Raw genomic sequence first — 22,575 nt, 5'->3', positions numbered from 1 at the left:
GAGACAACACTCAGGTTCCGACCCCCCTGACAGGGCCGGGGATCGCTTGTAGGGTCGAAAACGCACCTCGCTCCGACCGAGGTGCCCGCGGTGAGATTCATCGGGGACTATGCAGATCGGAGTGGTTCAGATATGACGAACACCCACCGGAAGACCACCACCCGCACCACCGCCAAGATCGCCGCCGTCGGCGCGTTCGGCATCGGCGCCGCCATCGCGGCCCCCGGCCTCGCCGCCGCCCAGGACGCGCCCCCGGCCACCAGCAGCCTCGAGGGCCTCACCGCCCAGGACGGCAGCCTCGCCGAGCTCACCGGCGACGAGGGCAGCCTCCAGGGCGCGCTCGGGACCGACCTGAACCTCGACCTGGGCAGCCTGGCCCTCAATCTCAACCTCGACGCCGAGACCCCCACCCCGGGTTCGGTCGAGTTCGGCAGCCTGGGCGTCTCGCCCAACACCGGTAGCGAGGCCCTCGACGGCGGCTCCGCCGAAGGCGACGCCGGCGCTGACAGCGGCTCGCTGAGCACCGGCTCGCTCAGCGAGGGCAGCTCCGATGACGCCGCCACCGAGGCCACCGCCGACGTCGCGGCCGAGGGCACCGACACCGGTTCCGCCTCCGGCTCCGCTGCCGACGACACCGTCGCCGGCGCGGCAGCTGACGATGCCGACGACACCGGCTCGCTCAACGGCGCGCTGGCCGGCCTGAGCTCCGGCGCGATCGAGGCCGACGCGGGCGTCGATGCAGGTGCCGATGCTGCCGCGACCACCGGCTCGCTGGGCTGACAACCCCGCGGCATCCGCTCAGTTCGGATGCCACCCCCCGGCCCGGGGTCGTGACGCTCACCCGTCACGACCCCGGGCCGTCGTGTGTCCGCGGACACGATGGGGAATGATGTCGTGGTGACCATCGTCGTGGCCTGTGGGGCCTTCAAGGGCTCCCTCACCGCTATAGAGGCCTGCCACCACGCAGCCGAAGGCGCTCGCCGGGCCTACCCGGACGCCGACGTGCTCGAGCGTCCGGTGGCGGACGGCGGCGGCGGCAGCCTCGAGGTGATGGTCGCCGGCGGCGCGCGACGGATCCCCGTGACCGCCTCCGGCCCCACCGGCGAGACCGTCGACACCTCCTTCGCCGCCATCGACCCGGACACCGCGTTCGTCGAGATGGCGGATGCCTGTGGCCTCCTGCGCCTACCCGGCGGGCGGATGAGCCCCCTCGAGTCCTCCAGCCGCGGGGTGGGCGAGGTCATCCTGGCGGCGCTGCGCTCCGGTCGCGGCAACATCCACCTCGGCATCGGTGGCAGCGCCTCGACCGACGGCGGCACCGGCATGCTCTCCGCCCTGGGTGCCCGCTTCCTCGACTCCTCCGGTGTCGAACTCCCGGACGGCGGCGGCGCTCTCGTCCACCTGGACAGCGTGGACCTGGACGGCCTCGACCCGGCAGTGCTCGTCTCCCGCATCCTCGTGGCCTGCGACGTCGACAACCCGCTGCTCGGCCCCCTGGGTGCTGCTCGCGTCTACGGGCCCCAGAAGGGCGCGACGCCCGACCAGGTCGCCGGCCTCGAGGCGGGCCTGTCCCGCCTGGTCGAGGTCCTGCGCGACCACGGTCTGGACACGGACCCCGACGCACCGGGCTCCGGCGCCGCCGGCGGCGTCGGCTTTGCCGCACGCGAACTGCTCGGCGCGAGCCTCGACCCCGGCTTCGGGGTCCTCGGCACGCTCACCGGCCTGGAGGACGTCGTGTCCGCCGCCGATCTGGTGGTCACCGGCGAGGGCCGGCTGGACGACCAGACCATGCACGGCAAGACCCCGATGGGCATCGCCGCCCTCTGCCGGTCCCATGGGGTGCCCGTGGTGGCGGTGTGCGGCCGGCTGGACCTGGAGGCCGACCGTGTGGCCGAGGCCGGTTTCGCCGCCGCCGCGGCGCTGACCGAGGTGGAACCGGACCTGGACAGGTCGATGGCCAACGCGGGCGCCCTCCTCGAGGACGTGGCCGCCGAGGTCGTCTCACGCATCCTGTCCTGACCCCGTGACGGTGGCTGCCGCCACCACCTGGTCGTCGACGGCCATCCACAGCTGCAGACAGTTCCCCTGCCGCCTCCGCCTGATCGTCATGGCCGAGCCCGGCACCACCGGGCGGAAGTACTCGATCACCGCGCGGTGGCGGCGTCGCAGCAGGTCGGGATGGAGCAGGAGCTCATCCTCCACGGCGGCGAAGTAGGCGGCGTTGTTGAGGTGCTGCAGCGGGTCGAAGTCCGTGCTGCGGAGGATGTGGCCCCGATCGGCTGGCGCCTGCGGTCCGGGAACCTCAGGTGACCGGGCCGCGGTCATGGACTCCCACCGCAGTCGGTGCGTGTCGGTCGTCGCGGCGAGGGTGTCGAAGCCGTCCGCACTGATGCGGGTGGGGACGCCGCGCGGATTGACGTTGATCCAGAAGGCCTCGGTCTCCACCAGTCCGTCAGGTCGTTCCCGGGGATTGAGGGGGTTGGTCTGGTGGGTGGCGCTCAGCCGCACCCGCATGTTCGCCCACCGCGTGGACAGGCCCGAGCACCAGCGCTGCTGGTGCACGGTGGCGGGCCAGGTGATCGGCTCCACAACGTCGATGACGGTCCGCCGCACGATCCAGAACGGGTCGGACCGCGTGTGGCCGGCGGCGTCCAGATCGTCGGTCGCGAGGTCCTGGAGGTACCGGGCGATGCTGTCGAACCTCAGCCTCAGCTGGGGATCGACGTCGCCGGTGCGCACCTTGAGCGAGGCGGAGAAACCCGATTCCGCTGACGGCGGCTCGGGGAGAGGGTGCAGACGAGGGTCGTGGACTACGTCACTCATCGGATTCGTCCTCTCGATCGTCCGATCCGCGAGGCCCCTCAGGGTGCTGGTGGCCGGGTCACGGCTCGCGGTCGGGCTTGAGTCCGTGGGCGATACCCCAGGCCACCGCCTGGGCGCGGGTCGTGACCCCCATCTTCCGGTACGCCGAACGGATATAGGTCTTGACCGTATTGTGCGACAGATAGCACTTGGCCGCGATGTCCTCGTTGGACAATCCCTGCACGATCAGACCGACCACCTCGGCCTCCCGGGCGGACAGGCCCGACTCCTTGGCGGGCCACTTGGCCGCGCTCAACACTGCTCTTCCCGGGCCCAGCATCGTCACCTGGTGCCCAGCGGCGATCTGCTCGATGCCGTGGACCAGGTCCGGAGCGGACAAGGACTTGGTGAGGAAGCCGCGAGCTCCCATCGACAGGCTGTCCCGCGCCGAGCTGGGGTCGGCGGCGAACGAGTAGACGGCCACCGCACCGATCGTGGGATCCTCCACCAACGCGGGCAGCCGGGCGTGCTTGCCGACCGGAGCCGCGAACGTGTCGTACAACGCCACATCCACTACGGTGGGGCCGCTGTCGACGGTGTGCGTCTCCACCACCTCTACGCGGTCGGCAAACGGGGCCAGGAATGCGTTCACACCTGCGACGACGACGAGGTAGTCGTTGACCACTGTCACCCTGACCGGCATGGGCATACCGTACGACACCCGGCCGTGGGCCCCGCCCTGCGGGCTTCCGTCGCCTGGAATCAGCCGATCCGTCGCCGTAGTTCCCCGACCCCGTCGCCGGACAGGTCATCCAGGTACGCCGGTCGACCCGCCATCGTCATCACCAACGCGAGGGTCGGTCCCTCCACCGCGGGTCCGTTGCCGGCCTCGAACGGGCCGTCGGTGGCGCGGAGCCGCAGGTCCGCGGCCACGGTCGCGCTGTTCACCGCGAAGTCGCGGGCGGCGTAGAACCGTGCGACCGAGGTGAGCGCGTCCATCGGGTGGTCACGGCGGAGGCCGAGCGGGCGCCGGATGTCCTCGGCGTGGACGATCGTCTCGCCCAGCCAGGCCGCCACATCCCCGAAGGGTGCGACCCGCAGGCCCGAGGAGAGGAGGAAGTTCTCCAGCGTCCCCCCGGGAGTGCTCCCGAGCTGCTCGTCGAGCCGACGTCGGTTGTGCCGATCGGTGTCGAACAGGGCGCCGGCGAAGCTGCGGATCCACCGCACCCGGCCGGTCCGCGCCACCGCCGTGAGGTGGGCGACCACCTCTTCGACCGTCCATTCCGTGCAGAGCGACGTCGCGTGCCAGTCGGCGTCGTCCAGCCGCTCGAGTTCGGACGCGAGCGCGCCCCGTTCGAGGTGGATCGCGGACCACAGCCGGTCACGATCGACGGGTGCACGGCCCATGACGACTCCTGACGACGGCGGCCCGGCACCTCGGCGGCTCGGCGTCCCGGGGCCGGGCCCTCATCGAACCACGTCCTCGAGGGAGGCGGTACACAATGGTGAGTGTGCGGTCCCCGGCCCGAGGCGGTCCGCCTGAGAAGTCTCCGGAGGTCGACATGCGCAAGTGGCTCCTCGGCGCCCCCGTCGCCGCCCTGGCCGCCGTCGCGGCTGCGGACCTGCGGCAGACCCGGTACCCGATCCTGCGGACCTTCCCCGTCCTCGGGCACGCACGCAAGGCCATCAGTTCGATCGGCCCGGAACTGCGCCAGTACATCGTGGCGAGCGACGACGAGGAACGCCCGTTCACCCGGGACCAGCGGAACTGGGTGTACGAGTCGGCGGAGGGTCGGGCCACCACGTTCGGGTTCGGCACGGACAACAACGTCGAGTACCTCGAGGGCTATCCGATCATCAAGCAGCGGACGTTCACCGGGGTCACGGTGTCCGCGCACGAGCACTCGGCCGAGCAGCTGCCGCTGCCGCCGGCCAAAGTTCTCGGCGCCGCCCGCGGCCGCGCCCGGGCCTTCCGGCCGGAGTCCCTCGTCGCGATCTCCGGGATGAGCTACGGCGCCCTGTCGGCCCCGGCGGTCGAGGCCCTCAACCGCGGCGCGGCCCTCGCGGGCGCGCTGCACAACACCGGCGAGGGCGGCCTGAGCCCGTACCACCAGAAGGGCGGCGACCTGATCTTCCAGATCGGCACCGCCTACTTCGGGGTGCGGGACGACCAGGGCCGGTTCGACATGGACAAGCTGGTCGCCCTCACGGAGAAGCATCCGATCAGGGCGATCGAGATCAAGCTCAGCCAGGGTGCCAAACCCGGGCTCGGTGGCCTGCTGCCCGCGGCCAAGATCACCGACGAGATCGCCCGGATCCGCGGCATCGCCAAGGACCGGGACTGCGCCAGCCCCTCGCGGCACACCGCGTTTCACGACGTCGACTCGATGCTCGACCTGGTCGAGGTGATGGCCGAGCGCACCGGTCTGCCCGTGGGCATCAAGTCCGCGGTGGGCGACCTGGGGTTCTGGGAGGAACTGGCCGCCGCCATGGTGCCGCGGGAGCGTGGCGTCGACTTCATCACCATCGACGGCGGCGAGGGCGGGACCGGTGCCGCGCCCCTGGTGTTCACCGACGCGGTGTCCCTGCCCTTCCGGCTGGGATTCCCCCGCGTCTACCGGATCTTCGCCGAGGCCGGGCTCACCGACGACATCGTCTTCATCGGCTCCGGGAAGCTGGGCATCCCCGAGAACGCGGCGGTCGCGTTCGCCCTCGGCGTGGACATGATCAACGTCGCCCGCGAGGCCATGCTCTCGATCGGCTGCATCCAGGCCAAGAAGTGCCACACCGACCGCTGCCCCACCGGGGTCGCCACGCAGCACCCGTGGCTGACCCGCGGCGTGGACCCCACGGACAAGGCAGTGCGTTGCGCGGCCTACATCCGGTCACTGCGACGCGAGCTCATCAAGATCTCCGGCGCTATCGGGGTCCCCCACCCGTCACTGATCGGGCCGGAGGACATCGAGTTGGCCAGCGGCACGCGGTCGTCGGCGACGCTCGCGGAGGTCTACGGGTACCAGCAGCGATGGGGCCTGCCCGGCGCGACCGACATCCGGGAGATCACCGCCATCATGGTCGCGGGCGGCACCGCCGAACACACCGCCGCCTACACGCCGCCGGGTATCTGACCGCCCGGAATCTGGCTGCCGGCCCTGAGCATCCCGAGTTCGCGGTTGAGGTTGGCGTGGGCCTGCTTCTCCCACGCGTCCCGCCCGGAACGGGTCTGGAAGACCGACCGGCGCTCGAGCAACCCCTCCAGCGCCGCGACTCGCCCGGCCACGAACCGCTCGCCCGGCACGTGCGCGAACTCATGGCGCACGTCCTGCGAATACGCCTCGTAGGTGTCCGGGTCGGACCCCAGGACCGCGAGGTCGGCGTCCGAGAGGACCGCGCCGTTGAGGTCTCCCGCCTCGACCCGGTGCCCGCCCATGAGCCGGACCAGGCGCGTGACCTCCTCGACCGGAGCGGCCGGGTCCAGCGTCTTCTCGGTGAACGCCGCCGACTTGTCGTTGTTCTCCGATTCCGTCGGGTCGAACTCCGCGGTGTGGAACCAGGCGGCCAGCCGGACAGCGGTGCCGTCGAACGCCTCACCGTCCGCCTCCAGCGCGTCGATGGCGTGGAGCACGGCGCGGAGATGCGTCTCGTTGTGGTAGCGGCGCAGCGGCTCGTTCCACCGCTTCAGCAGGTCGGAGCGCAGGTCAGGGGTGAGGAACTCGACCTCGACGTCGAGGGGGTCCGCGGCTGCCGAGCGGTCGGTGTTCATGGTCGAACTCTACCGCCGGACCCCCCTGCGGCAGCACGCTTCGGGCTAGTCCTCGAGATCCGATCCGAGCAGCGGCGGGTGCGCGCCCAGCAGCTCCTGCTCCTCGCCCGTGAACATCCGCGCCCGCGACAGGAAACGCCTCCCGGTCGGGTTCTCGAGGCTGAACCCCGAGCCCCTGCCCGGTACCGCGTCCAACACCAACTGCATGTGCTTCCAGGTCTCGAACTGTGGGCCCGAGATCCACACGCGGAACCGGGCCGACGACGACGAGGAGGGCACGAGCGTCTCGTCGTCGTCGCCCGGTCCGGCGCTCCCCTGACGACCTCCCGCACCCACGTCCGACAGGTCCACCTCCCCCACCAGGACGTCGCGCTGACCCACGCGGAACTCCCCGTCGGGGTAACACATGGGCGCGGACCCGTCGCAGCAGCCGCCGGACTGGTGGAACATCACCGGGCCGTGCCGGGCGACGAGCTCGAGGATCAGCCGGGCGGCCGGCTCGGTCACCACGACGCGCGGCGGGAGGTCGGGCGGCGTCCCGTCGGGCGGGAGGGCGCGCGCCGCGATGGGCACGCTCCCGCCCGAGGGCAGCCCGCACACGTCGCCCATCGCGTCCATCGTCACTCCTGTCGGCCGATCGGATCCGTGCCCGCCCTGCTCAGAAGAAGCCCTGCGGCTTGCCCGAGTAGCTCACCAGCAGGCACTTGGTCTGCTGGTAGTGGTCGAGCATCATGCGGTGGTTCTCGCGTCCGATGCCGGACTGCTTGTAGCCGCCGAAGGCCGCGTGGGCCGGGTACTGGTGGTAGGTGTTCGTCCACACCCGGCCGGCCTGGATGGCGCGGCCGGCCCGGTACGCCGTGGTGCCGTTGCGCGACCACACGCCGGCGCCGAGTCCGTAGAGCGTGTCGTTGGCGATGGTCATGGCGTCGTCGAAGTCGGTGAACGAGCTCAGGGAGAGCACCGGCCCGAAGATCTCCTCCTGGAACAGCCGCATCTTGTTGTGTCCGCGGAACACGGTGGGCTGCACGTAGAAACCGCCGGCCAGGTCACCGTCCAGCTCCGCCCGGGCGCCGCCGGTGAGGACGTCCGCCCCCTCCTGCTTGCCGATGTCGATGTAGGACAGGATCTTCTCCAGCTGATCGCCCGAGGCCTGGGCCCCGAGCATCGTGTCGGTGTCCAGCGGGTTGCCCTGCGTGATCTTGTCGGTGCGCGCGATCGCGAGCTCGGTGAACTCGTCGAACACCGATTTCTGCACCAGCGCGCGCGAGGGGCACGTGCACACCTCGCCCTGGTTGAGGCCGAACATCGCGAAGCCCTCGAGCGCGGCCGAGCGGAAGTCGTCGTCGGCGTCCATGACGTCCTCGAAGAAGATGTTGGGGCTCTTGCCGCCCAGCTCGAGGGTCACCGGGATGAGGTTCTCCGAGGCGTACTGCATGATCAGCCGCCCGGTGGTGGTCTCGCCGGTGAAGGCGATCTTGCGGATCCGGGGGTTCGAGGCCAGCGGCTTGCCCGCCTCGGTGCCGAAGCCGTTGACCACGTTGAGCACGCCCGCCGGCAGCAGGTCGCCGATCACCGACATGAGGAACAGGATGGACGCCGGAGTCTGCTCGGCGGGCTTGAGCACCACGCAGTTGCCCGCGGCCAGGGCGGGGGCGAGCTTCCACACCGCCATGAGGACAGGGAAGTTCCACGGGATGATCTGGCCGACCACGCCCAGGGGCTCGTGGAAGTGGTAGGCCACCGTGTCCGAGTCGATCTGCGAGATGCCGCCCTCCTGCGCGCGGATGCAGCCGGCGAAGTAGCGGAAGTGGTCGATCGCGAGCGGGATGTCGGCCGCCAGGCACTCCCGGATCGGCTTGCCGTTGTCCCAGGACTCGGCCAGGGCGATCTTCTCGAGGTTCTCCTCCATCCGGTCGGCGATGCGCAACAGGACCAGCGAGCGCTCGGCGGCAGAGGTGGCGTTCCACGCCGGGGCGGCGGCCCATGCGGCGTCCAGGGCTGCCTCGATGTCCTCGGAGGTACCGCGGCCGACCTCGCAGAAGACCTGCCCGGTGATCGGGGTGACGTTCTCGAAGTACTCGCCCTTGACCGGCGCGACCCACTCGCCGCCGATGTAGTGCCCGTACCGACTCTCGTAGGACATCACCGCATCGGCGGAACCGGGCTGGGAGAAGACGGTCATGTCTGGCACCTCTCGCGTGGCTGCGGGCACCCGCCCGAGCGGCCGGCGCCTGTGACCCAGGACACTAATCTCCCGGGGGTTGCACCAACGTTGCACGGCGGACGGGCCATTGCCGCCCTGGTTCACGCTCCGAGTCGGTTGTCCAGGACCCGTCGCATGAACGCGGCGGTGGACCGCGCCGCCGGCGGAGCGTCCGGGGTCGCCGCGAGGGCCCGCCACGCACCGGCGTCGTCGCGCCCCGGACCCGCGACCCAGTCCCGGAGCGCGTCGACGGAGTCCGCCGACAGGACCGCCCCGCGCACCCGGGCGTGCAGCTCCTCGCGCAGGTCCACGACGCCGGGCGCGTCCGAGGCCGGCAGCAGCCGGCCCGGATAGGCGGCCACGGCGGCCGCCACGTCGGATCCCAGGAGCGCGCTCACCGCGGCGGCGTCAGTGCTGATCAGGCCCGGTGCCAACCGATACGGCCGCGAGTGCAGCGACTCCGGTCCCAGTACGCGGCGTAACCGGGACAGCTCGGCCCGGACGCTCACCTCGTCCAGCCGCCCCTCCGCCAGCAGTTCGGCCAGCAACCCGCCCGACAGCCCCCCGGGGTGGGCGGCCAGCAGGACCAGGATCTCCGCGTGGCGGCGGGTGAGCGGCCCGTGGCCGGTCAGGGTCGGGCGCAGCGTGCCCAGGGCCGCCAGTAGGCGCGCGATGCTGCTGCCGCCACCCGCGCTGCCGCCAGCGTTGCCGTCGACCCCCGATACGAGCACGCCGGCCCGTGCCGAGCGCAGCTCGGCCTCGGCGAGCAGTGCCGTGGCCCTGACCAGGGCGAACATCTCGTCGGACGCCGCGGAGTCCCGGCCCGTCACGTCAATGCCGCCGATCACCTGGCCGGTCACCGGGTCGTGGACCGGCGCGGCGGAGCAGCTCCACGCATGGGCCGGGGCCAGGTAGTGCTCCTCCCCGCGCACCCGGACCGGGACGTCGTGCCGGAGGGCCAGGCCGGGAGCGTTGGCCCCCACCGCGTCGTCGCTCCACAGTGCTCCGGGCACGAAGGCCATACGTTCGGCCCGGGAGCGCACGCCGCGGTTCCCGTACAACCAGAGCAGGCGGCCGCTCTCGTCGGCTACAGCGACCAGGTGGTTACTGTCCACCACCCCGGAGACCAGGACCTTCTCCACCAGCGGCAGGACGGCGGCCATGGGATGGGCGGCCAGGCGGGAGGCGAGTTCCGCCCCCTGCAGGTCGACGAGCAGATCCGCCGCCGCGGGGTCGATCCCCCGGCGCCTGCTGCGTTCCCACGACTCGGCCACCAGGGCATTTGTCGCGGTTCCCGTTCCGCCGGACATGTCGGGAGTGTAACCGAGATCACAAACCTGACGGGAGACTCACATAAGGATCTAAATAGACCGTGCCCGACACCGGACGGAATCCAACCTCTAGACTTGCCAGTGACACAGGCCACACTTGACCTAAGGATCGCGATGACGACCGAGTTCGCCACCCCTCCAGCCACCAAGCCCTTCCCCGTCCAGAATCTCTCCAGGCTCGTGTTCAAGAACGCGGAGGAGGCCCCGAACGACGTCGCGGTGCTCCGGCTCGTGGGGACGGACTGGAAGGAGGTCACCTGCGCCCAGTACCTGGAGGAGGTCAAGGGCGTGGCCAAGGGGCTCATCGCCCGCGGGGTGAAGCCGGGGGACCGCCTGGCCATCATGAGCCACACCCGCTACGAGTGGTCGCTCATAGCGTGGGCCTCCTGGGCGGTCGGCGCCGTGACCGTGCCGATCTACGAGACCTCCTCGTCGGGCCAGTGCGACTGGATCCTCACGGACTCGGGCGCATCCGTGGCAGTGGTCGAGAACCTGGAGCTCCGCGAGGTGCTCACGTCGAGCACCGAGTGGCAGGGCGACATCCTCGTCATCGAGAACGACCTGGTCGCGCAGCTCACCGCGGCGGGCGCGGACATCTCCGACGAGCAGGTCGAGCAGGCCTCACTGGCCATGGGACACGAGGATCCCTGCGCGATCGTCTACACCTCCGGAACCACCGGCAACCCCAAGGGCTGCGAGATCCTGCACGGCGGGTTCGGCGGCGTCGTGGTGGCCGTCGAGGAGCAGCTCAAGGACGCGTTCGTGCCCAACAGCCGCACCCTCATCTTCCTGCCGCTGGCCCACGTCCTGGCCCGCATCCTCGAGGTGGCCTGCTTCTACAAGCGCGTCGCCGTGGCCCACGAGCCCGACACCACCAAGGTCGTCGAGCGCCTGGGCGAGATCCACCCGACCTTCCTGGTGTCGGTCCCGCGCGTGCTGGAGAAGGTCTACAACTCCGCCGCGGGCAAGGCCGAGGCCGCCGGTGGCGCCAAGGCCAAGATCTTCAAGGCCGCGGTGCAGACCGCGATCGACTACTCCAAGGCCCTCGAGGATGGCGGGAAGCCGTCGGCCGGGCTGGCCCTCAAGCGGAAGCTCTACTCCAAACTGGTCTACTCCAAGCTGCACGACGCCCTGGGCGGCGAGTGCAACCGCATCATCTCCGGCGGCGGCCCCCTGGGCGCCCGACTCGGCCACTTCTACCGCGGCGCGGGCTTCGACCTGCTCGAGGGATACGGCCTCACCGAGTCCTCCGGCGTGCTGACCGTCAACCCGATCGGCCAGGCCAAGATCGGGTCCGTCGGCCGCCCGATCCCGGGCGTGACCATCCAGATCGCCGACGACGGCGAGATTCTGGCCAAGGCCAAGACCCTGTTCAAGGGCTACTGGCAGAACCCGCAGGCCAACGAGGATTCGTGGACCGGCGAGTGGTACCACACCGGGGACATCGGCGAGCTCGACGCGGACGGTTACCTGTCGATCACCGGCCGCAAGAAGGACCTCATCGTCACCGCCGGCGGCAAGAACGTCTCGCCCTCGCAGATGGAGGACCTGCTCTCGTCCGATCCGCTGATCAGCCAGGCCGTCGTGGTGGGCGACAACCGTAGCTACATCGCGGCCCTGATCACCGTGGACCCGGAGACCTTCCCGGCGTGGCGCGACAAGCACGGCAAGACCGGCGAGGTGAAGGACCTGCTGCAAGACGGCGACCTCGTGGCTGCCATCCAGGAGACCGTCGACCGGGCCAACAAGTCCGTCTCCCGCGCCGAGTCCATCCGCAAGTTCAAGATCCTGGCGGCGGAGTTCTCGGTGGAGAGCGGCGAGCTCACCCCGACGCTCAAGCTCAAACGCAACGTCGTGCACGACCGCTTCGGCAGCGACATCGAGGCGCTCTACGCCGAGAACTGAGGCGCGAACCCCCGAGCGCCCGGACCCCGCGGGGTCCGGGCGCTCGGGGCATTTGGCCCGTCCGCGATTTCGCCCGGGCGAGGTCCGGACGCGGACCCGATCACGTACACTGACCGATAGACAGATCGGTTCATTCTTCAGAACGGAACTCACCAATGGCTCAGATCTACTCCGACATCAGCGAGACCATCGGCAAGACCCCGCTGGTCCGGCTCAACTCCCTGACCGAGGGTCTCCACGCGACCGTCCTGGCCAAGCTCGAGTCCGCCAACCCGGCGGCCAGCGTCAAGGACCGCATCGGCGCCGCGATCATCGACGACGCCGTCGCGTCGGGCGCCCTGAAGCCCGGTGGCACCATCGTCGAGGGCACCTCCGGCAACACCGGTATCGCCCTCGCCATGGTCGCGTCCGCGCGCGGGTTCAAGTCCGTCATCGTCATGCCCGACACCATGTCGGTCGAGCGCCGCGCCGTCATGCGCGCCTACGGCGCCGAGCTCATCCTCACCCCGGGTTCCGAGGGCATGAAGGGTGCGGTCGCCAAGGCCGAGGAGGTTGCCGCGACCCGCGAGAACGCCGTCCTGGCCCGCCAGTTCGCCAACCCCGCCAACCCGGACGTGCACCGCCGGACCAGCGGCCCGGAGATCTGGGAGGACACCGACGGCGAGGTCGACATCTTCGTGGCCGGCATCGGCACCGGCGGCACCATCACCGGCGCCGGCGGTTACCTCCGCGACCAGAAGTCGGACGTCCAGATCGTGGCCGTCGAGCCCAAGGACTCCCCGCTGCTCACCGAGGGCAAGGCCGGCCCGCACAAGATCCAGGGCCTCGGCGCCAACTTCGTCCCCGAGATCCTCGACCGGGAGATCTACGACGAGGTCATCGACGTCACCCTCGAGGACTCGCTGGTCGTGGCCAAGCGCCTCGGCAAGGAGGAGGGCATCCTCGCGGGCATCTCCTCGGGCGCGAACGTCTGGGCCGCGCTCGAGGTGGCCAAGCGCCCCGAGAACGCCGGCAAGACGATCGTCGTCATCGTGTGCGACTACGGCGAGCGCTACGTCTCCACCATGCTCTTCGAGGACTACCGCGACTGATGTCCGGCACCTCCGAGCGCCCGGTCGGGGTCCTGCGCACCCTGCGTGAGGACCTCGCCACGGCGCGCGCGCACGACCCCGCCGCCCGGGGCGACCTCGAGAACGCGGTCGTCTACTCCGGGTTGCACGCGATCTGGTCCCACCGGCTGGCCCACCGGCTGTGGGTCGCAGGTGGGACCGGTCGTCCGGTCGCCCGCGTACTCAGTCAGTTCACCCGGTTCCTCACGGGCATCGAGATCCACCCCGGCGCCACCATAGGCCGCCGCTTCTTCATCGACCACGGGATGGGCGTCGTGATCGGTGAGACCGCCGAGATCGGTGACGACTGCATGCTGTACCACGGCGTCACCCTGGGCGGCGTCTCGCTCAAGCACGTCAAGCGTCACCCCACGCTGGGTGACCGCGTGACCGTCGGAGCCGGCGCCAAGATCCTCGGCCCGGTCGAGATCGGCGACGACTCCTCCGTCGGCGCCAACGCGGTCGTGGTCAAGAGCGCACCCGCTAACTCGATCGTCGTGGGCATCCCCGGCGTGGCCAAGCCCGCGAAGTCCTCCAAGGAGGAGCTGCGCGAGGCGCAGTTCTACATCGACCCGGCGATCTACATCTGACCCGTCGGGAGCTGACCCGTCGGGGCTTGCCGCCCCGGCGGGTCGGGCTCTCGGGTTCCCGGTCTCCCGGGGGCTAGGCTCCCCCCGTGCGAATTCTGCCCACCACCGCGCTGCTGCGCGTCCCCCTGGCGCTGCTGGCACTCGCGTCGGTGGTCATGGTGCTGCGCGCACCGGACGAGCGGACCCCGTGGTGGGGCATCACCGGGAACTTCCTCGACGTCAACGTGTACCGCTGGGGCGGTCACGCCGTCCTCAACTCGATCCCGCTGTACGAGGGTCTGCTCTCGGGCGACGACTCCGGTCGCTTCTACCCGGGGATGCCGTTCACCTATCCGCCCTTCTCGGCTCTCCTGTTCACGCCGCTGGACCTGGTCACCCCCCGGTTGATGGAAGCGGCGTGGCTGGCTTTCACGCTGGTGCTGCTCTTCCTGGCCGTCCGCATGTGTCTCCGCGCGCTGGACTACCGGCCCGACCGCGTCACCACGCAGGTGTCGGTGTGCCTGGCGCTCATCGCCCTCTCGATGGAACCGGTGCGGTCCACCCTGTGGCTCGGGCAGGTCAATGTCCTGCTGCTGGTCCTGGTCCTGGCTGATCACCTGGCGTGGAGATCCGGCCGGCGGTGGGCGGGGATCGGCGCGGGTCTGGCCGCCGGCATCAAGCTCACCCCGGCGTTCTTCTGGGCGCACTGGGTGCTGACCGGCCGCTGGCGACTCGCGGCCGTCTCCGCGGCGACGTTCCTGGGGACCGTGGCCCTCGGGTTTGTGGTGATCCCCCGCGACGCGGTCCGCTACTGGTCGGGGACCCTGTTCGACTCCCAGCGGATCGGCCAGGACTCCATGCTCGCCAACCAGTCGCTCCGGGGAGCCATGGCTCGTCTGGCCGGGGTCGAGATGGCGCCCACCTGGGCGTGGCTCGTGGGCGCGGCGGTCGTGGCCGCCGTCGGCCTGGGCGTCGCCGCGCTCGCCCACCGCGCCGGGCACCAGCTCCTCGGGCTGACCCTGGCCGGGATGACCATGACCATGGTGTCGCCGTTCACGTGGGGACACCACTGGGTGTGGTTCGTCCCCCTGCTGGTGCTGTCGGTGCACCACGCGATCGCGGGGGGACGCTGGTACCTCTGGCTGCTCCCGCCGCTGCTCTGGGCGGCGTCGGCGAACTGGACGCAGAGTTTCCCGGACATGAACTTCCCCGACGACCGCTGGGTGGCCATGGGCCTGTTCATGCTCGGCGGGGACATCCCGCCGGTGGTGTACGGCGTGATCACCAACATCTACCCGCTCGTGTGGCTGGTCAGCGTGGCGCTCTCGGCGCTGCTGCTGTGGCGGCCGGTCCCGGCCCGACGCGTCCTGTCCGGACGACGCTAGGCTGCGCGGATATGGGACGACGGACAAGTCGTCACCCGGCGCGCAGGATCAGCGCCGCCGGTGACGCCGGGCGAGAGGTGGCGACCCTCGCCGTCGAGGAGCCGCTCGAGATCCGCCTGGGTGGCCGACCGTTCGTCGTCACCATGCGGACCCCCGGCGACGACATGGACCTGGCCGCCGGACACCTGGTCTCCGAAGGCGCGATCTGGCACCGCGACCACCTCCCCGAGATCTGCTACTGCACAGAGGTCAGCGGCCGCTCCGTGCAGGACTACAACACACTCACGGTGACCCTCTCCCCGGACGTCCCCGAGCCGCGCTCCGCCCGGGCCACCACCATGAGCAGTGCCTGCGGGGTGTGCGGCGTGGACTCGATCGACGAGGTCCGCAGGGCCACCCACTTCCCCGCCGACCCGGTCGCGCCGCTGATCGACTCCGCAGGCCTGCTCGCCCTGCCCGACCTGCTCCGCGACGGGCAGGTCCTGTTTGGCAAGACGGGCGGCGTCCACGCGGCGGGACTGTTCACCCCGGACGGGCAGCTGCTCTGCCTGCGCGAGGACGTGGGCCGGCACAACGCCGTGGACAAGGTGGTGGGCTGGGCGCTGCGCGAAGGCCGGCTCCCGCTGCGCCGAACCATCCTCCAGGTCTCCGGCCGGGCCTCGTTCGAGCTCGTCCAGAAGGCGTCGATGGCGGGGATCCCGGTGCTCTCGGCGGTCAGCGCGCCGTCCTCGCTGGCCGTCGACCTGGCCGCGGAGACCGGGGTGACCCTGGTCGGCTTCAGTCGCGGGGACCGCGCGACCCTCTACACCCACCCCGGGCGCATCGGCGACTGACCGGGCACCCGCGTACGGACGTCGGACGTCGGCCGTCGGCCGACCGCTGCGGCTGCGGGTGCGGGTGTTCCAGCGCACAATGGGCCCATGAGCCTGATCCCCCGCATCCGCCGGTCCGCGCCCGTCGCGGACATCGACGAGACCGCACTCCGGGTCACCCCACCAGAGACCAGCGCCGCGGGGCTCACAGCAGTCTCCGTGGCGCTCGAGCGGGGGATCTCGCAGGCCGGCGTCACCCGGACCGCTCGGGCGCTGGCCCGCCTCAACCACCGCGGGGGCACGGACTGCCCCGGTTGCGCCTGGCCCGAGTCCATCACCGGGCCCCGCAAGCCGGCGGAGTTCTGTGAGAACGGCGCGAAGGCCGTCGCCGAGGAGTCCACGACCCGGGTCGTCACGCCCGGGTGGTGGGCCGCGCACCCCATCCGCGAACTCCGCGACAAGACCGAGTACTGGCTGGGCAACCAGGGCCGGATCACCGAGCCGGTGGTGCTCCGCCCTGGCGACGAGCACTACTCGCCGATCTCGTGGCGCGACGCCTTCGCTCTCGTGGCCGAGCACGTGGGCGCCACCACCCCGGATCGCTGCGTGTTCTACACCTCGGGCCGCACCGCCAACGAGACCGCGTTCATGTACCAGCTGCTCGCGCGCTCGATCGGCACCAACAACCTGCCCGACTGCTCGAACATGTGCCACGAGTCCTCGGGGTCGGCCATGACGCCCACGATCGGCATCGGCAAGGGGACCGTCTCGCTCGAGGACTTCGAGCACGCGGACGTCATCCTCGTCGTCGGACAGAATCCCGGCACCAACCACCCACGGATGCTCTCCACCCTGGCCGACGCGCGCAGGCGCGGAGCCCGGGTCGTGGCCGTCAACCCGCTCCCGGAGGCCGGGCTGCTGAACTTCGCCGACCCCCAGTCCCCGACGGGCATCGTCAAGGACCTCGCGGGGAGGTCCGGCGACACGATCGCCGACGACTTCCTGCAGATCAAGGTGGGCGGCGACCTCGCACTGTTCCAGGCGCTGGGCCACCTGCTGCTCCGCGCCGAGGAGGCCGCGCCGGGCACGGTGGTGGACCGCGAGTTCGTCGAGACGTGCACCGAGGGCTTCAAGTCCTACGCCGTCGCCCGCGCGGACCTGGACTGGGAGACCACTGAGCGCGCCACGGGACTGCGCCGCGACCAGATCGAGCGCCTGGCCACGCTGCTGGTGCACTCGAAGGGCACGATCATCTGCTGGGCGCTGGGGCTCACCCAGCAGCCGCACTCGGTGGACACGCTGCGGGAGATCGTCAACGTGCTGCTGGTGCAAGGCAACTTCGGTAAGCCCGGCGCCGGCGCCTGCCCGGTCCGCGGGCACTCCAACGTGCAGGGCGACCGCACGATGGGGATCTGGGAGAAGCCGGGGCCGGCGTTGTTGGACGGGCTCGACAGCGAGTTCGGCATCACCTCGCCTCGGGAGCACGGGTTCGACTCGACCGAGGCGCTGGGCGCATTCGAACGCGGCGACGTGGACGTGTTCGTCTCCATGGGCGGCAACTTCGCCAAGGCCAACTCGGACACGGACGTCCTCGAGGCGGGGATGCAGCGGACCGGGCTCACCGTGCACGTGTCGACCAAACCCAACCGTTCGCACGTCGTGCACGGGCAGACCTCGCTAATCCTGCCCACGCTGGGCCGCACGGATCGCGATGACCGGCATCCCGGCGGCGCGCAGTTCGTCTCGGTGGAGGACTCGATGTCGGTGATCCGGTCCTCGACGGGCCGCCTCGAACCGGTGTCGGAGCAGCTGCTCAGCGAGCCGCAGATCGTGGCCGGCCTGGCCGAGGCGATCCTCGGACACGACCACACGGTGAACTGGCGGGCGATGGCCGAGGACTACGACGTCATCCGCGACCACATCTCGCGGGTGATCCCCGGGTTCTCCGACTACAACCGGCGGGTGCGCCAGAAGTCCGGCTTCGTGCTGCCCAACCCGCCGCGCGACACCCGGTCCTTCGCCACCCCGTCGGGCCACGCGCACTTCACGGTGTCCCCGCTGGAGTGGCTGGAGGCGCCGGCCGGGCATCTGATCCTGCAGACCGTGCGGTCGCACGACCAGTACAACACCACGTTCTACGGCGTCGACGACCGCTACCGCGGCATCTCCGAGGGCCGGCGGGTGATTCTCGTCAATCCCGACGATCTGCGTGACCTGGGCTTGGAGGACCGGCAACTCGTCGACGTGGTGAGTGTGTTCACTGGCTCGGACGGCGTGACCAGCGAGCGTCGCGCCGACGAGTTCCGGCTGGTGTCCTACCCGACGGCCCGTGGATGCTGCGCGGCGTACTTCCCCGAGGCCAATAACCTGGTGCACCGCGGACTCGTAGCGCGCGAGTCCAACACGCCGGGCTTCAAGGCGGTGACCGTCCGGTTCGAGCCGCGTAGCGCGCGCTAGCAGGCGGATCGGCGGGCGGCGGGAAGCGTCCCGCGCTGCCGGGGTGGGTGCTACGTCCGGCGGGACGCTACTGCATGCCCGCGGGAACGTCCGCCCGGGCGTCGTCAGCGCCGGCGCCGGCGCTACCAACCCCGGTATCTGCCGCAGCAGCCGCGGCGGCTGTATCCGCGGTCTCCGATTCCCCGTGCGGGACGTAGCCCCGTCCCGGGGCCACGAAGATCAGCAGCACGGCCGCGCCCGCCGCCACCAGCCCCAGCGCGAACAGCGCGTCCGAGATCCCGCCCGCGAAGATGGCGGCGGCGGCGTCGACCATGCCCTGCGCCCCGGGTCCGGCCACGGCGGCGAACTCCACCGCGCCCGCGAACGAACTCTCCACCGCCTGCCGCCCGGCCTCGGGCACGGCGGGCAGGACGTCCACGATCCCGGAGGCGTAGCGGCCGGCCAGGATGCTGCCCGAGAGCGCGATGCCGATCGCGGCACCGACCTCGCGCATCGCGTCGTTGACCGCGGCCGCCACGCCCTGCTCGTCCGCGGAGATGTCGGAGACGATCGCCGAGGTGGCCGGGGCGGTCGACAGGCCCAGGCCCACGCTGGTGACGACCATCGGCCACAGGATGTCCCAGTAGCTCGAGTCGACCCCCAGTCGCGAGAGCAGGACCAAGCCGGCCGCGATCGCGGCCAGCCCCAGCACGGTGACCACGCGGAGGCCCACCAACGCGGTGATCCGCGGTGAGAGCAGCGAGAAGACCATCACCGGGATCACCATCGGCGCCAGTGCCAGGGACGCCGAGATCGCGTCGTAGCCCTTGACCAGCTGCAGGTACTGCACGATCAGCAGGAAGAACCCGAAGATCGTGAGGAACTGCATGCCCACCGCCACTGAGCCGGTGGTGAAGCCCCGGCGGCGGAAGTACCGGACGTCCAGCAAGGGGTCGGTGGCCCGGAGTTCGACCAGGACGAAGCCGATCAGGCTCACGACCGCCACGATCAGGGCGACGACGACGAGGGGTTCGGCGAAGCTCGTGTGCGCGCCCTCGATGAGCCCGAAGACCACCCCGCCGACCGCCAGCGCAGAGAACACGGCCCCCGGCACGTCCGGCCGGCCGTGCCGGGAGGCCACGGATTCCCCGATCGTGAAGGCGGCCAGGAGCACCAGCAGACCGATGGCCGAGTAGACCACGAAGATCGACTTCCACGACCACACCTGCAGCATGAGCCCCGAGCTGAGCAGGCCCACGATCCCGCCGATCCCCGCGAACCCGGCCCACAGGCCCACGGCGGAGCCGCGCCGTTCCGACGGGAAGCTGGCGGTGAGCAGGGAGAGCGTGGAGGGCATGACGAACGCCGCGCCCACCCCGGCCACCGCGCGCAGGATGATCACCCACAGTGGCGAGTCCAGCCAGATGGGCAGGGCCGAGGAGACGGTGAACAGGGCCAGCCCCACGATGAGGGTGGCCCGGCGGCCGAAGCGGTCGCCCAGGGCGCCGGCGGTGAGCACGAGCGCGGCCAGGGCGAGGGTGTAGGAGTCGACGATCCAGGTGAGCTGGGCCTGCGTCGCGCCCGTGGCCACGGCGATGTCCGGCAGCGAGGTGTAGAGCGCGGACATGGTGGCCACGACCAGTGACACCGCCACGATGTTGACGCACAGCAGCCAGCGGCGCCGTCCGGCGGTCAGTTCCAGCACGGGGACTCCCTGCGATAGGTGGGTGCGGTTCGAGACTCGGACCAGAAACGATACTGATGGTATCGCTTCGGACCGCCCACCGTAACCCCCGATGGTTGCCGCAGATGGTTGCCACAATGGGCTCATGCACTCCCCCACCGACCCGCGACGCGCCCGCTCCCGGAGCAAGCTGCTGGACGCCGCGGCGTCTCTGCTCGTCTCCGGTGGCGCCGCCGCGGTGACGGTGGACGCGGTCACCCGCCTGTCCGGGGTCGCCCGGACCACGCTGTACCGCAACTTCCCGTCGACCGACTCGCTCATCGCCGCGGCCTTCCGCCGCCTGCTGCCCACCCCGGACCCGCCGCCGGCCGATATCCCGGTCCGCGAGCAGCTCCTACACCTGTGCACGTCGATGACGCGGCTGATCCAGGAGGCTCCGCTGCAGCAGTCCATGCTCGGGTGGCTGGCGATGGGCCGAGGAGCGAGCGACGACGACGAGGTCGGCCAACTCCGCCGCGGCGTCGTGGACTCCTACGCCGAACCACTGCACGCGGTGCTCACCGCCGCCGAATCAGACGGCACGCTGACCCCCGGCGACCGCGACCTGGCGGTTGCCCAGCTGGCGGGGCCGGTCGTGCTGGCCCGGATGATCGGCCTGCGCCCGTATTCGGCCGCCGACGTCGAGACCCTGGTCGACGACTTCCTCCGCGGCCGGCTCACCGGCGCGGGCGCCGCGGGCGCCGACTCGTGACCGGCCCGGTCGGCGCGATCGTCCTGACCGGGGGCCGCGGCAGCCGACTCGGCGGGACCGACGAGGCGCGGATCGACAAAGCGCGGATCACGGTGGCCGGCCGACAGATGGTCGAGACCGTGGTCGGCGCCGCCGCCGCGGTAGCCGACCCGGTCATCACGGTGGGCCCCGGCGGCGACACCCGCGAGGACCCGCCCTTCTCGGGGCCGGTCGCCGGGATCGCCGCGGGGCTGGCGGCGCTCCCGGGGTCGGCCGACCTCGTCGTCGTCGTCGCCTGTGACCTCCCCGACCTCGACGCCGCCACTCTGCGCGCCGTCGTCGCCACCCTCCGCGGGCCGGCGGGCGCTGGTCGTGGGTCCGTGCTCGCCGTGGACGCCGCGGGCCGCGACCAATACCTCCTCGCGGCGTGGGACCGGCGCGCCCTCGCCGCGCGACTGGACGCCCTGGAGCGGTCCGGCGGCCTGGGCGGGCGACCGGTTCGAGCCCTGTACGACGACGAGGTGGTCGCGCGCGTGACCGTGGGCGACGCCGCGCGGGACGTCGACACGTGGTCCGACCTGGCGAGTCGCGGCCCCGTCGCGCTCGCCCACGTCGCCGCGGTGCTCCGGTCCGAGCTCACCCCGCTGCCACCGACCGCGCGCGCACCCCTCGACGCCGTGGGCGCCGTGCTCGCCGAACCGCTCCTCGCGGCCGATCCGATGCCCCGCGCCCCGGTCTCCGCGATGGACGGCTACGCCCTGGCCGGGACAGGGCCCTGGCGGCTGACCGGACCCGCCCGCCGCGCGGGCGACGGCCCGCAGGGCGACCTGCCCCCGGGCACGGCGGTGGCCATCGGGACCGGCGCACTCGTCCCGGGCGGCGCCGACCGCGTGCTCCGTCACGAGCTGGTGCAGGTGAACTGCGACGATCCCGTCCCGGCGACCGTCGCCGCTCTCCCGGAGGCCGACGGGATCAGTGATCTGCGCCCGGTCGGCGAGGACTGGCCCGCCGGGCACGAGCTGACCCGTGCGGGGACCACGCTCGACGCCGCGCTCGCCTCCGCCGCGCTGTCGGCGGGCGTGGCCGAGGTGACGGTCCGGGGGCCGGTGCGCGCGGTGATCGTGACGACGGGCGACGAGGTCGTGCCCGCCGACACTCCCTCGCCGCTGCCGCCGGGCCGGATCCGCGACACGGTGGGGCCCCTGCTGGGCGCAGTGCTCGCCCGGGCGGGATTCAGCCGATCGGCCGCCGGCGCCGACTCCGACGACCTCGACGCGCACTGCCCGGACACCGCCGAGGCGGTGCATGCACTGGTCAGCGGCGCCCCCGACGCGGTGGTACGGGCAAGACACGGGGACGTCCTCGTGCTCGTGGGCGCGACCGGGCGGGGCGTGGCGGATCACCTCCGACCGGCCCTGACGCGCGCGGGTGCCCGAGTCGTGCTGGACGGCGTCCGGGTCCGGCCCGGGGGATCGCAGATCGTCGCGGTGCTCCCCGACGGTCGGGTGTTGCTGGGTCTGCCGGGCAACCCGCTCGCCGCGGTGTGCGCGGCCGCCACCACCGGGCGCGCGCTGGTCGATGCGCTCACCGGCCGGGAGCGCGCCCGGGTCCTGACGCGGGTCGACGGACTGGCCGCTCTCGCCGCGCCGGGACGCGCCCGGGTGCTGCCCGCCCGCCCGGACGGGACCGGCGGCTGGGCACTCGCGGATCGGGTCCGCACCGCTCACCTGGCCGATCTGGCGGGAGCGCCGGCCCTGGCCGTGGTCCCCGACGCGGCCGAGGCCGACCGGGCCGATCAAGTGGAGGTGATCGACTGGATCTGACCAGCCACCGAGCTCACCCGCCT

At 71.5% G+C, this 22,575-nt stretch carries 19 protein-coding genes; 11 read left to right on the top strand and 8 right to left on the bottom strand.

All coding sequences use genetic code 11. From position 1 onward, the window contains the following. Window positions 1-132: 132 nt before the first annotated feature. Both R4P08_RS12375 and R4P08_RS12370 read left to right on the top strand, forming a co-directional pair. On the top strand, window positions 133-780 hold the full coding sequence (locus tag R4P08_RS12375) for a hypothetical protein (protein ID WP_317814193.1): 648 nt from the start codon (window positions 133-135) through the stop codon (window positions 778-780). A gap of 99 nt (window positions 781-879) precedes the next feature. Next, the gene (locus R4P08_RS12370; protein WP_317814192.1) at window positions 880-2,019 is read left to right on the top strand and encodes a glycerate kinase; all 1,140 of its coding nucleotides are present in this window, start codon (window positions 880-882) and stop codon (window positions 2,017-2,019) included. On the opposite strand, the gene R4P08_RS12365 is transcribed toward R4P08_RS12370, so the two are convergent. The 3 genes from R4P08_RS12365 to R4P08_RS12355 are packed head-to-tail and all read right to left on the bottom strand — an operon-like array spanning window position 2,002 to window position 4,209. Next, window positions 2,002-2,823, bottom strand: a complete 822-nt coding sequence (locus R4P08_RS12365) for an acyl-[acyl-carrier-protein] thioesterase (RefSeq protein WP_317814191.1) — start codon at window positions 2,821-2,823, stop codon at window positions 2,002-2,004. The two genes, R4P08_RS12370 and R4P08_RS12365, sit on opposite strands and share 18 nt — an antisense overlap. Window positions 2,824-2,881: 58 nt before the next feature. Beyond that, window positions 2,882-3,505: a response regulator transcription factor gene (locus R4P08_RS12360; protein WP_317814190.1), complete on the bottom strand. Its 624-nt coding sequence runs from the start codon at window positions 3,503-3,505 to the stop codon at window positions 2,882-2,884. 59 nt (window positions 3,506-3,564) lie between these two features. Beyond that, window positions 3,565-4,209, bottom strand: coding sequence for a maleylpyruvate isomerase family mycothiol-dependent enzyme (locus R4P08_RS12355; RefSeq protein WP_317814188.1), 645 nt, complete (start codon window positions 4,207-4,209; stop codon window positions 3,565-3,567). Between the two features lie 155 nt (window positions 4,210-4,364). On the opposite strand from R4P08_RS12355, the gene R4P08_RS12350 reads away from it, so the two are divergent. Continuing rightward, the gene (locus tag R4P08_RS12350; protein ID WP_317814186.1) at window positions 4,365-5,930 is read left to right on the top strand and encodes an FMN-binding glutamate synthase family protein; all 1,566 of its coding nucleotides are present in this window, start codon (window positions 4,365-4,367) and stop codon (window positions 5,928-5,930) included. Here R4P08_RS12350 and R4P08_RS12345 read toward each other — a convergent pair. The 4 genes from R4P08_RS12345 to R4P08_RS12330 all read right to left on the bottom strand — a co-directional run bounded on the left by R4P08_RS12345 (window position 5,909) and on the right by R4P08_RS12330 (window position 10,078). Next, window positions 5,909-6,565, bottom strand: a complete 657-nt coding sequence (locus R4P08_RS12345; RefSeq protein ID WP_317814184.1) for a hypothetical protein — start codon at window positions 6,563-6,565, stop codon at window positions 5,909-5,911. The genes R4P08_RS12350 and R4P08_RS12345 overlap by 22 nt on opposite strands. A 45-nt stretch (window positions 6,566-6,610) precedes the next feature. Next, window positions 6,611-7,174 (bottom strand): DUF779 domain-containing protein, encoded by a 564-nt coding sequence (locus R4P08_RS12340; protein WP_317814336.1) that lies wholly within the window; start codon window positions 7,172-7,174, stop codon window positions 6,611-6,613. A 49-nt stretch (window positions 7,175-7,223) separates the two neighbouring features. Further along, window positions 7,224-8,747, bottom strand: coding sequence for an aldehyde dehydrogenase family protein (locus R4P08_RS12335; RefSeq protein WP_317814182.1), 1,524 nt, complete (start codon window positions 8,745-8,747; stop codon window positions 7,224-7,226). A gap of 122 nt (window positions 8,748-8,869) precedes the next feature. Continuing rightward, a complete protein-coding gene (locus R4P08_RS12330; RefSeq protein ID WP_317814181.1) occupies window positions 8,870-10,078 on the bottom strand; it encodes a helix-turn-helix domain-containing protein in 1,209 nt (402 codons plus the stop codon). A 135-nt stretch (window positions 10,079-10,213) separates the two neighbouring features. Between R4P08_RS12330 and R4P08_RS12325 the strand changes: the two genes are divergently transcribed. From R4P08_RS12325 to R4P08_RS12300, 6 genes are all read left to right on the top strand, one after another. After that, a complete protein-coding gene (locus R4P08_RS12325; protein ID WP_317814180.1) occupies window positions 10,214-12,004 on the top strand; it encodes a long-chain fatty acid--CoA ligase in 1,791 nt (596 codons plus the stop codon). A 155-nt stretch (window positions 12,005-12,159) separates the two neighbouring features. Next, window positions 12,160-13,095 (top strand): cysteine synthase A, encoded by a 936-nt coding sequence (cysK, locus tag R4P08_RS12320; protein ID WP_317814179.1) that lies wholly within the window; start codon window positions 12,160-12,162, stop codon window positions 13,093-13,095. Further along, a complete protein-coding gene (gene epsC / locus R4P08_RS12315; protein WP_317814178.1) occupies window positions 13,095-13,703 on the top strand; it encodes a serine O-acetyltransferase EpsC in 609 nt (202 codons plus the stop codon). Before cysK ends, epsC begins: the two co-directional genes overlap by 1 nt. An 86-nt stretch (window positions 13,704-13,789) precedes the next feature. After that, a complete protein-coding gene (locus R4P08_RS12310) occupies window positions 13,790-15,067 on the top strand; it encodes a glycosyltransferase 87 family protein (protein WP_317814176.1) in 1,278 nt (425 codons plus the stop codon). An 11-nt stretch (window positions 15,068-15,078) separates the two neighbouring features. Further along, complete coding sequence (gene fdhD / locus R4P08_RS12305; RefSeq protein ID WP_317814174.1) at window positions 15,079-15,900, top strand: formate dehydrogenase accessory sulfurtransferase FdhD; 822 nt, start codon at window positions 15,079-15,081, stop codon at window positions 15,898-15,900. 87 nt (window positions 15,901-15,987) lie between these two features. Then, window positions 15,988-18,336 carry an FdhF/YdeP family oxidoreductase gene (locus tag R4P08_RS12300; protein ID WP_317814173.1) on the top strand — a complete coding sequence of 783 codons (2,349 nt, stop codon included), beginning with the start codon at window positions 15,988-15,990 and terminating at the stop codon, window positions 18,334-18,336. Window positions 18,337-18,403: 67 nt separating this feature from the next. Here R4P08_RS12300 and R4P08_RS12295 read toward each other — a convergent pair whose 3' ends face one another. Then, complete coding sequence (locus R4P08_RS12295; RefSeq protein ID WP_317814172.1) at window positions 18,404-20,020, bottom strand: MFS transporter; 1,617 nt, start codon at window positions 20,018-20,020, stop codon at window positions 18,404-18,406. A gap of 124 nt (window positions 20,021-20,144) precedes the next feature. Here R4P08_RS12295 and R4P08_RS12290 point away from each other — a divergent pair, with 124 nt between their 5' ends. Beyond that, window positions 20,145-20,750 (top strand): TetR/AcrR family transcriptional regulator, encoded by a 606-nt coding sequence (locus R4P08_RS12290; RefSeq protein ID WP_317814171.1) that lies wholly within the window; start codon window positions 20,145-20,147, stop codon window positions 20,748-20,750. Beyond that, the gene (locus tag R4P08_RS12285) at window positions 20,747-22,552 is read left to right on the top strand and encodes an NTP transferase domain-containing protein (protein WP_317814170.1); all 1,806 of its coding nucleotides are present in this window, start codon (window positions 20,747-20,749) and stop codon (window positions 22,550-22,552) included. Before R4P08_RS12290 ends, R4P08_RS12285 begins: the two co-directional genes overlap by 4 nt. Window positions 22,553-22,575 lie beyond the last annotated feature (23 nt).

The sequence above is a fragment of the Rhodococcus sp. IEGM 1408 genome (genome assembly GCF_033142235.1).
Classification (GTDB): domain Bacteria; phylum Actinomycetota; class Actinomycetes; order Mycobacteriales; family Mycobacteriaceae; genus Dietzia.
This window is presented reverse-complemented; position numbering and strand designations above follow the sequence as displayed.